8 protein-coding genes are annotated in these 9,674 nt (G+C 75.5%); 2 read left to right on the plus strand and 6 right to left on the minus strand.

Annotation, left to right across the window (positions count from 1 at the left end):
* Positions 1-121: 121 nt before the first annotated feature.
* On the minus strand, positions 122-1,339 hold the full coding sequence (locus ACZ4WV_RS35155; RefSeq protein ID WP_465753143.1) for a geranylgeranyl reductase family protein: 1,218 nt from the start codon (positions 1,337-1,339) through the stop codon (positions 122-124).
* 227 nt (positions 1,340-1,566) lie between these two features.
* Between ACZ4WV_RS35155 and ACZ4WV_RS35160 the strand changes: the two genes are divergently transcribed.
* The gene (locus ACZ4WV_RS35160; RefSeq protein WP_465753127.1) at positions 1,567-2,931 is read left to right on the plus strand and encodes a M20/M25/M40 family metallo-hydrolase; all 1,365 of its coding nucleotides are present in this window, start codon (positions 1,567-1,569) and stop codon (positions 2,929-2,931) included.
* On the opposite strand, the gene ACZ4WV_RS35165 is transcribed toward ACZ4WV_RS35160, so the two are convergent.
* Together ACZ4WV_RS35165 and ACZ4WV_RS35170 are read right to left on the minus strand one after the other, a co-directional pair.
* Positions 2,907-3,785 (minus strand): DUF4184 family protein, encoded by an 879-nt coding sequence (locus ACZ4WV_RS35165; RefSeq protein WP_465753130.1) that lies wholly within the window; start codon positions 3,783-3,785, stop codon positions 2,907-2,909. The genes ACZ4WV_RS35160 and ACZ4WV_RS35165 overlap by 25 nt on opposite strands.
* 139 nt (positions 3,786-3,924) lie before the next feature.
* A complete protein-coding gene (locus ACZ4WV_RS35170; protein ID WP_465753132.1) occupies positions 3,925-4,992 on the minus strand; it encodes an NUDIX hydrolase in 1,068 nt (355 codons plus the stop codon).
* A 460-nt stretch (positions 4,993-5,452) separates the two neighbouring features.
* Between ACZ4WV_RS35170 and ACZ4WV_RS35175 the strand changes: the two genes are divergently transcribed.
* Positions 5,453-6,367, plus strand: coding sequence for a PfkB family carbohydrate kinase (locus tag ACZ4WV_RS35175; protein ID WP_465753134.1), 915 nt, complete (start codon positions 5,453-5,455; stop codon positions 6,365-6,367).
* A 127-nt stretch (positions 6,368-6,494) separates the two neighbouring features.
* On the opposite strand, the gene ACZ4WV_RS35180 is transcribed toward ACZ4WV_RS35175, so the two are convergent.
* The 3 genes from ACZ4WV_RS35180 to ACZ4WV_RS35190 form a co-directional block, all read right to left on the minus strand.
* Positions 6,495-7,430, minus strand: coding sequence for a C40 family peptidase (locus tag ACZ4WV_RS35180; protein ID WP_465753136.1), 936 nt, complete (start codon positions 7,428-7,430; stop codon positions 6,495-6,497).
* Between the two features lie 330 nt (positions 7,431-7,760).
* Positions 7,761-9,182, minus strand: a complete 1,422-nt coding sequence (locus ACZ4WV_RS35185) for an acyl-CoA synthetase (protein ID WP_465753139.1) — start codon at positions 9,180-9,182, stop codon at positions 7,761-7,763.
* A 210-nt stretch (positions 9,183-9,392) separates the two neighbouring features.
* On the minus strand, positions 9,393-9,674 hold a 282-nt coding region (locus ACZ4WV_RS35190), incomplete at its 5' end, for an electron transfer flavoprotein subunit alpha/FixB family protein (RefSeq protein WP_465753141.1).

The following is a 9,674-nucleotide window of genomic DNA, read 5'->3' on the forward strand; positions in this document are numbered from 1 at the left end:
CCCCCCCCCCCCCCCCCCCCCCCCCCCCCCCCCCCCCCCCCCCCCCCCCCCCCCCCCCCCCCCCCCCCCCCCCCCCCCCCCCCCCCCCCCCCACCGGCCGAACGGACCACCGGCCGAGCGGCTACCTCGAAGCCATCGCCGTCAGCCTCCGCGCCGCCCGGTTCTGCCGCAGCACCCGCGCGAAGGTCGTGTGCCCCTGGGTGGCCCGGGCGAAGGCACGCCAGGCGGCCGGCACCAGGCAGACCGCGAGGTGGAACAGGTACGGCCGTCGCTCGAAGGCACCGAGCAGTTGCTTGCCCGCGCGCATCTCCACGCCCAGCCCGGCCTTGACGGCGAACGCGTAGTTCAGCGCCTCGCGCCGCACCGCCGTCGCGTCCCCCGCCTCCGCGACGCGCACCGCCCACTCGCCGGCCAGCCGGCCGGAGCGCAGCGCGTAGGAGATGCCCTCGCGGGTCCACGGCTCCAGCAGCCCGGCCGCGTCTCCCGCGACCAGCACCCGGCCGCGGGAGAGCGGCGAGTCCTCGGCGCGGCAGCGGGTCAGGTGCCCGGACTCGACCCGCGGGGTGAAGCCGGAAAGGCCCAACCGCCGGATGTAGTCGGCGAGGTACTGCTTGGTCCGCTCGCCGTCGCCGCGCGCCGAGATGACGCCCACGGTCAGGCTGCTGGACTGGGTCTTGGGGAACACCCAGCCGTAACTGCCGGGCAGCGGGCCCCAGTCGAGGTGCACCCGGCCCGCCCAGTCGGCGGCGACCTGCGGCGGGACGGGGATCTCCGCCTCCAGGCCCAGGTCGATCTGGTCGAAGGTGACGCCCACGTGGCGGGCGATCCGGCTCGCGCTGCCATCCGCGCCGACCACCGCCCGGGCCTCGAAGGTGCGCCCGTCCGCCGCCGTGACCAGCGCCGTCCGGTGCCCGCCGCCGCGCTGCTCGACCCCGGTGACGGTCACCCCGGTGACCAGCACCGCGCCGGCCTGCTTGGCCGCCTGCACCAGGCGCAGGTCGAACTCGTCGCGGTTGACCAGGCCGAACAGCATCCGCTCGGAGCGGCGCGTCCGGGTGTACCGCCCGTCGTACGCGAAGGTGACGGCATGCACCCGGTCCTGCAGCGGCAGCTTGAAGTCCGGCGGCAGGCTGTCCCGGGAGGGGCCGATGATGCCGCCGCCGCAGGTCTTGTACCGGGGGTGCTCGGCCTTGTCGAGCAGCAGCACCCGGCGGCCCTGAGCGGCGGCGGCGTACGCGGCGGACGCCCCGGCCGGCCCGGCACCGACCACCACGACGTCCCACACGCCGTCGAGCCGCTCCGCCGACGCCGCCGACGCCTCCGTGGACGCCGTTGACACCTGCGCGGACGCCTCACTGCCGACCGGCGCGGTGGCCGCGGTCGTACGGTCGAGCGGGCTACGGGAATCGGAGCTTCCGGAGTCAGTCACGTCGAGCAATCCTATGCGTCCGCACGGCCACCCGGACTCAGCACCACCCGACAATCACCTCCGCCTATGATCGGCGTACCCCAACCGACCCCTCCGCCCGTACCACCCCACGGGCGGACCGCCCCCTCGGAGCCCCGATGTCACAGCCCCTGGCCGACGCCGTCCGGTCCCTGATGGACCGTGCCCGCACCGACCTCGCCGAACTGGTCGCCTTCCCGTCGGTCGCCGACCCGCGCCAGTTCCCGGTCGAGGAGTGCCAGAAGGCCGCGCGCTGGGTGGCCAACGCCTTCGCCGCCGAGGGCCTGACCAACATCCAGCTGCTGGACACCCCGGACGGCACCCAGTCCGTGTACGGCGAGCTGCCCGGCCCCGAGGGCGCCCCGACCGTCCTGCTGTACTCCCACTACGACGTCCAGCCCCCGCTCGACGAGGCCGCCTGGCTCAGCCCGGCGTTCGAACTGACCGAACGGGACGGCCGCTGGTACGGGCGCGGCGCCGCCGACTGCAAGGGCAACATCCTGATGCACCTGACCGCCCTGCGGGCGCTGCGCCAGGTGTACGGGGACACCTACCCGGTCGGCCTGAAGATCATCGTGGAGGGCTCGGAGGAGCAGGGCACCGGCGGTCTGGAGCGCTACGCCGAGGCCAACCCCGAGCTGCTCGCCGCCGACGCCATCGTCATCGGCGACACCGGCAACTTCGCCCCCGGCCTGCCCACCGTGACCGCCTCGCTGCGCGGCATGACGGTGGTCGAGGCCTCGGTCACCACCCTCGGCGGCAACCTGCACTCCGGCGCCTTCGGCGGCGCGGCCCCGGACGCGCTGCAGTGCCTGGTCCGGGTGCTCGCCTCGCTGCACGACGAGAACGGCGACGTCGCGGTCGCCGGCCTCACCGCCGACCAGATCTGGGAGGGCGTGCAGTACCCGGAGGAGCAGTTCCGCGCCGACGCCAAGGTGCTCGACGGCGTCGCCCTGACCGGCACCGGCACCATCGCCGACCGGCTGTGGGCGCGCCCGTCCGTCACCGTCCTCGGCATCGACGCCCCGCCGGTGATCGGCGCCACCTCCTCCGTCCAGGCCGCCGCCAAGGCGCTGATCAGCCTGCGCGTCCCGCCGGGCATGAGCGCGGACGCCGCCCAGGACGCGCTGGTCGCCCACCTGCAGGCGCAGATCCCGCTCGGCGCCCGGCTGACCGTCCAGCGCCAGGGCAACGGCGCCCCGTTCCGCGCCGACACCACCGGCCCGGCGTACGAGGCGATGGGCGAGGCCATGGCCGAGGCCTTCGGCACCGCGATGGTCGCCTCCGGCGAGGGCGGCTCCATCCCGCTCTGCAACACCCTGCGCACGCTCTACCCGAAGGCCGAGATCGTGCTGATCGGCGTCGAGGAGCCGACCACCCAGATCCACGCGGTCAACGAGAGCGTCGACCCGCAGGAGCTGGAGCGGATGGCCCTCACCGAGGCCCTGTTCCTGCGCCGCTACGCGGAACTGCGCTCCGCCTGACGGACATCGGGACGGCGGGACGGACCCCCGGGTCCGCCGCCGGTCGCCGGGTCCGCCGCCGACCCCCGCCCCGTCACCGGCCGCCCGCCCCGCCACCGGCGGGCGGCCGCCATCGCCGCCGCGTAGCAGACCGCGCCCACCGCGAGTCCGGCCCCGGCACCGAAGCAGACCTCCGGGACGAGGTTGCGCCGCAACGGGCTCAGCCGGTGCAGCACCCCGGCCACCGTCGCCGCGCCCAGCGCCGCGACAGCCACCCGCCGCGTCCCGGCAGCCGGCCGCACGGCGGGGAGCACCGGCTCGACCGCCCGCACCGTACGCGCCGCCCAGCCGGCCACCGCGGCCAGCCCGAGCGCCGAAGTCCCGTACTGCATCGCCTCGTACAGCGGCATTCCGGCCACCGTCCGCTCCAGCCCGGGCACCAGCCGCACACCCAGCCGGTCACCGTGGGTGAATGCGTCCCAACCGACGTGGGTGGCCGCGCCGACCGCCGCCGAGCCCAGGAACCAGGCCACGTCCGCGGCCCGAACGCCACCGTCCCCGTCCCGGCGGGCCGTCAGCGCCTCGGCGCCGCCCGCCCACCGCTCGGGGAGCAGCCCGACCAGCGGTGCCCGCAGCAGCCCGTGCCACCCCGCCACCAGCGCTGCGGCGACCGCCACGTCCACCGTCGGCACCGCCCACCAGCGGTGCAGCAGCCCGCCGTGCCGGTAGACCCCGGGCAGCAGCGACTCCGCGAAGAACGGCAGATCCGGCGCCATCGACCCGGCGACCAGAGCGGAGGCCACCAGCGGGCCGCGCTCCCCGGCGGCGCGCAGCAGGGGCAGGACGGCGGCGGGGTGACTGAACGTGAACGGCATGCCCCCATCCTGACGCCCAGCCCGCCCGCCGGGCGAACCGAGGGCGGCACGCGCAGCCGCCTACCGCCCACCACCGCCTGGCTACCGCCCGCCGCCCACCGCCCACCCCCCTGCCCGCCGCCCGTCCCGGCCCGAGGGCCTATGCCGCGTCCGCCGCGCTCGCCAGCCCCAGCGCCACCCGGCACCCCGCCTCCAGGTACCGCAGCTCCCCGCTCCGCCGCGCCTCCAGGGCGGCGGCCAGCCGCCGGTAGCGGCTCGGCGGCAGCAGGTCGGCTGCCTCGTCCAGGGTGACGAACCGCCAGCCGCGCAGTTCCTCCTGCTGCAACAGCAGGTTCTGCCGGCCCGCGCCGTCCAGCAGCCCGCCGTCGTACACCAGTCGCAGGCCGCCCCGGCGCGGGCCGGTGCGGGGCTCCCAGTCGACGGCGATCAGCCGCAGCGTGCCGGGGTCGAGCCGCAGGCCCAGCTCCTCGGCGGTCTCGCGCAGGGCGGCGTCGGTCGGGGCCTCGCCGCGCTCGACCACGCCACCGGGGAAGTCCCAGTCGGGCTTGTACACCGGGTCGACCAGCAGCACCCGGTCCTGTTCGTCGAAGAACAGCACGGCGGAGGCCACGGTGTCGCCGGTCGGGTCCGGGGCCTGGACGATCGGGCAGCGCGCGGCGCCGACCCGGACGAGCTCGGCGATCCGGTGCGCGGTCTCGCGGGGGGTGAGCTCGCTGCTGTCGATCATCCGGGCGTCGCCGACCAGCCAGCGGCGGGCGGCCCGGTAGCGGGGAAGGTGTTCCAGGCACCACGCGCGGACCCGCTCGCTGCCCGCCGGATCGCCGGGGCATTCCTCACGACGCGTGATGCGGTCACGCAGGATCGTTTCTTCGGGATCCAGGACGAAATGGTGCACCGCGATCCCGTGGGCGGCGAGACCGCCGAAGATCTCGTCCCGGTAGTCCTCTCTGAGCAGGGTCATCGGGACCACCAGCGGGCCGCCGACCTCGTCGAGCAGCGCGGCCGCCGTCTCGGGGACCAGCCGGCGCCAGGCCGACAGGTCCTGGAAGTCGGACACCGCGGCCAACCGGTCGGCCGGGAGCATCCGGCGAAGACCGAAACCCACCAGCTCGGGATCGAAGAGCACGCTCCCGGGCAGCAGTTCCACCAGCTCGCGGCAGGCACTCGTCTTGCCCGCCCCGAATGTGCCATTGACCCAGACGATCACAACGTCCCCTGCCCTCGACTTGCCCCGGTGCCATGCGCACCGGGCAGCGCCCCCGTCGGCCGAACCAGCGCCACCCGTGGTGGTACCCGCACCACGCCGCTCCCCATGCCTGCCCGACGCGCCCGCCCGCGCGCCCCCGGCTCGCCCCTTGACAGCGGCATGTGCCCAGGCCAGGGGCCCGGACCGGAACGCATGCGGATCGTCCGACCGCAGAGCCGCCCTCCGACAGTACGCCGTGCGCACAGGACGTCGGACCGGCCGACTTCCGGTGCGCGCCCCACCCGTACGCCGCGCGCGCTGCCCCTGCGCCCTCCCGCTTCCCGGTGCTCCCGCCCCCCTGTGCTCCGCCGTCCGTCCTCGGGGATCCGTCCACCGCGACCCGCTCACCGGACCACCGGCCGGCCCCCGCGACCGCGAGTGCCCCTTGCGCCGCCCGAGCCCCGCCGCGTACAGAGGAACGATGAAGCTGCTTCCCGCCGGCCGGGTCGTCGTCATCGGCTCGGTCAACTCGGACCGGATCCTGCGCTGCCCCGTGCTCCCCTCCCCCGGCGAGACCGTCCTGACCACCTCCGCCGACCGGGGCTTCGGCGGCAAGGGCGGCAACCAGGCGGTGGCGGCGGCCCGGATGGGCGCGGCGACCCACCTGATCGCCAAGATCGGGCGCGATGCCGACGGCGAGGCGGCGCTCGCCGATCTGCGGGGCGCGGAGGTCCAGGCGGGCGCCGTGCTCACGCACCCCGATGCGCCCACCGGTCAGGCGATCGTGATGGTCGATCCGTCCGGCGAGAACAGCATCGTGGTCGTCCCGGGCGCCAACGCCGAGCTGACGCCGGAGGAGGTCACCGCCGCACTGGACCGGCTCCACCTGCTCCCCGTCGACGTGGTCCTCACCAGCAACGAGGTCCCCGCGGCGTGCATCCGCGCCGCGGCCGCCGCCCTCCCCGCCGCTGGCCCGAACGGCGGCACCCGCTGGCTGCACAACACCGCCCCCGCCGGTGCGCTGCCCGGGCCCGGCCCCACCGGCCGCCGGCCGCTGGTGGTCGCCAACGCCGTCGAGGCGCGCCAGCTCACCGGCGCCGCGACCGTCGCCGAGGCCGCCCGGGCACTCGCCCGCGCCGCCGAGGGAGCGGTGGTCACCCTCGGCGGCGAGGGGGCCCTGGTCGTCACCGGGGAGGACGTCGCGCTGCTGCCCGCGCCCGCCGTCCGGGTGGTCGACACCACCGGCGCCGGCGACGTCTTCTGCGGCGCCCTGGCCGCCGGGCTCGCTCGCGGCGCGGCGCTCGGCGACGCGGCCGCCACCGCCGTGGCCGCCGGGGCCTTCGCCGTCACCGCGCTCGGCGCCCGCGGCGCGGTTCCCCGCCCGGCCGACCTCTGACGTCGCGCCCGGCGGGGCTCCGACGCCCCCGGTGAGGGCGCGTCGGGGACGCCGGATCGAGTACCGGCGCCCCCGACGCGCTTACCGCTTGACCGGTAGACCGGCGGACCGGCGGACCGGCGGACCGCTACGGCCGGCCCATGTACGCCGGGTAGTAGCCCTTGCTGATGGTCGAGATCCGGATCTTCGTCCCCGGCCGTGCGGCCTCGACGTACTGGTTGTTGCCCAGGTAGATCGCCACGTGCTGGATGCCGCGCCGGGTGCCGTTCGGCGACCAGAACAGCAGGTCACCGCGGCGCAGCTGGCTCGCGCTGATCGGCGTGGTCGCCTCGTACTGGTCGTTGGCGACCCTGGGCAGGCGGATGCCGCCGCGCCGGAAGGACTGCTGCACCAGGCCCGAGCAGTCGTACCCGTCCGGCCCGTTGCCCGCCGTCTTGAACGGCTTGCCGAGTTGGGCGAGCGCGAACTCGACGGCGGTCTCGACGTTCCGGTCCGCCGCCACCGAGCCCTGGGACGAACCCGAGGAGCCGGACGAGCCGGAGGAGCCCGAGGAGGACGAGCCCCCGCCGGTCCGCGCCAGGTAGACGTCGTAGTGGCTGGTCCAGCGCCACTCGCCCTTGCTGTTGCGGAACCAGTACCGCGAGCCGTCCCAGCCCTGCTTGATCCCCCCGCCCGACTTCCCGGAGGACGTCGCCGAGGAGTTCGACGCGGAGCCCGACGAGGACTTGGCGCCGGTCCGCGCCAGGTAGACGCTGTAGTGGGTGGTCCAGCGCCACTGTCCCTGGCTGTTCTTGAACCAGTACCGCGAGCCGTCCCACCCGGCGTGCGCCGGTGCCCGCTCCGCGGCTGCGGGGCTCACTCCGGTGCCGAGGCCGATCACCCCGGTGCCGACCGCGATCACGGCCGCCATCGCTATCCCCCGACGGACCCGCGCAGCCCGCGCAGCCCGCGCGGGACGGACGGGACGTCCGGAACGGTCGGCGGTGGCGGTGGCGGAGGCGGAGGCGTGCTGCCCGATCGGTTCGTCGGCGGAATCCGGCGAGCCGGTGTTGACGGTGGTCATCCTGCTGACTTCCTTCACTGCTGCGAACGCACTGGTGCGAACGGCCGCCCGGCGGGCGGCTGCGGAAACTGCTGCGGACACGCGGTACGCCCCGGCTCTCGCCGGTTCGTACGCTCGGCAGACCCCCTCCGGCATGCCACGGCCTCCGGCCCTGCGACCGGAAGCCGCGGCATGTCGCCAGGGATTCAGTTCTGCCTGCGTGTCACGTTAAGCACGCGTTCGCTCACGGCGCGCAGCGGAGTGCGCCAAAGGAAGGGTTCACGAGCGGTGAGCACCGACGGGGCATCAGGGTGAGGTCCCGTCACCGCGAGGTGAGCCGACGACCCCTCATCAACGGCCCTCGGCCTCGGCGAGCAGCTGCTTCTTCAGCACCTTTCCCAGTGCGTTCCTGGGCAGTTCGGGTACCAGCACGACCCGGCGCGGCCGCTTGTGCACCGAGAGCCGCTCGGCCACAAAGGCCGTCAGCTGTTCCCCCGTCACGGGGCCGTCCGCAATCACGTAGGCGACGATCGCCTGTCCGAGGTCCTCGTCCGGCGCGCCGACCACCGCCGCGTCGGCGACCGCCGGGTGATCGCGCAGGGCGGCCTCGACCTCGCCGGCGCCGATCCGGTAGCCGCCGCTCTTGATCAGGTCCACCGAGGCGCGGCCGACGATCCGGTGGAAGCCGTCAGCCCCGATCACCGCGACGTCCCCGGTGCGGAACCAGCCGTCCGCCGTCCAGGCCTCGGCATCGGCGTCCGGGCGGTTCAGGTAGCCGCTGAACAGCGTCGGGCCGCAAACCTGCAGCTCGCCCACGCTCTCCCCGTCGTGCGGCACCGGCTCGCCGTCCTCGCCGACCAGCCGGGTGCGCACCCCGTCCACCGGCAATCCGACGCTGCCCGGGCGCCGCTCGCCGTCCGCCCGGGTGCTGACGGTGATCAGCGACTCGGTCATCCCGTAGCGCTCGATCGGGGCATGCCCGGTGAGCGCCGCCAGCTTCTCGAACACCGGTACGGGCAGTGGTGCGCTGCCGGAGACCAGCAGTCGGGCCGAGGCCAGTCGGGCGGCCGAGGCCCGGTCCGCGGCCAGCCGGGACCAGACGGTGGGGACGCCGAAGTACAAGCTGCCGCCCGCCGTCGCGTACCCCGCCGGGGTGGGCCGTCCGGTGTGCACCAGCCGGCTGCCGGTGCGCAGCGCGCCGAGCACACCGAGCAGCAGGCCGTGCACGTGGAACAGCGGTAGGCCGTGGACGAGCGTGTCGTCAGCGGTCCACTGCCAGGCGGCGGCGAGGGCGTCCAGGTCGGCGGCGATCGCCGCCCGGCTGATCACCGCTCCCTTGGGCGCGCCGGTGGTGCCCGAGGTGTAGAGCACGAAGCCGGTCGCGTCGGCGGCCGGCTCGGCGTAAGCGGTGGCGGAGCGCTCGGCGGGGTCGACGGGCACGGCCTCCACCGGAACACCCTCCGGCGGGACCTGCCCGGCGGCGTGCGCGAGCAGCGCCGCGCCGGAGTCGCGCAGGATGTGTGCGCGCTCCTTCGGCCCCGAGTCGGGTGGCAGCGGAACCACCGGAACGCCCGCCAGCAGCCCGCCGACCACGGCGATGACCGTGTCCACGGTGGGGCCGGCGAGCACGGCGAGCGCGGGCGCCCCGGCCACCCGGTCGGCCACGGCGGTCGCCGCGCCCAGCAGGTCCGCCCGGGAGAGCGCCCGGCCGTCGATCCGCAGCGCGTCCGCCGCGTCGCCGTGACCGCCCTGAAGTGCCGTCAGCAGTGCCATGCTTCCGTCCTCGCCCTCGTCTCACCCTGGTCGCGCCGCATCCGCCGCATCCGCCGGATCGCCGACCGCGGTCCCGCACCGTCGGGCCGACTCTACGGGCCGCCGCTCCGGCGCCCGCGGACGGGGCGAACGACGAAGGGTGTGGCACCGAGCACCCGGTGCCACACCCTTCGCGGTCTGTGTCCGTCCGATCCGATTCGGTCCGACGGCTCAGGCCTTGCGGGCCTTCACCTCGGCGGTGAGCTGCGGCAGCACCTGGAACAGGTCGCCGACCACGCCGTAGTCGACCAGCTCGAAGATCGGGGCCTCGGGGTCCTTGTTGACGGCCACGATGGTCTTCGAGGTCTGCATGCCGGCCCGGTGCTGGATCGCACCGGAGATGCCCGCCGCGATGTAGAGCTGCGGGGAGACCTGCTTGCCGGTCTGGCCGACCTGGTTGGTGTGCGGGTACCAGCCGGCGTCGACGGCCGCGCGGGAGGCGCCGACGGCCGC

This window comes from Kitasatospora sp. NPDC029312, assembly GCF_055569215.1.